The organism is Pseudomonas sp. AFG_SD02_1510_Pfu_092 (assembly GCF_003331055.1).
In the GTDB taxonomy this organism is placed as follows: domain Bacteria; phylum Pseudomonadota; class Gammaproteobacteria; order Pseudomonadales; family Pseudomonadaceae; genus Aquipseudomonas.
Genome location: NZ_PUQD01000137.1, coordinates 1 through 362, shown reverse-complemented (window position 1 = coordinate 362; position 362 = coordinate 1). Strand labels below are relative to the sequence as shown.

1 protein-coding gene is annotated in these 362 nt (G+C 61.6%); it reads left to right on the top strand.

What is annotated here, in order from left to right:
- Positions 1-362, top strand: a 362-nt coding sequence (locus C6A77_RS25595) for an immunoglobulin-like domain-containing protein (protein WP_161959696.1), incomplete at both ends; no start/stop codon positions are given.

Genomic DNA, 362 nt, shown 5'->3' with positions numbered 1-362 from the left:
GCAACCCCGGACATCACCACGCTCTCGCTCACCGCGACCGACACCGTGGCCGAAGGCGGCAAGATCACCTACACCGCGACCCTGAGCAACAAAGCCGGCACCGATCTGGTGATCAAGCTGAGCAACGGCGAAAGCATCACCATCGCAGCCGGTCAGAAGGAAGCTTCGATCACCATCGACGCACCGAGCGACGACGTATATGTCGATGCCGCCAACCTGAGCGTGACCGTTACCGGCACCACCGGTGGTGATTTCGAGAAGCTGGATGTCAGCAAGACGCCAGCCGTGACCCAGGTCACCGATACCATCGATACCACTACCGTGACCTTGACCGCGACTCCGTCCGTGGCAGAAGGCGGCGT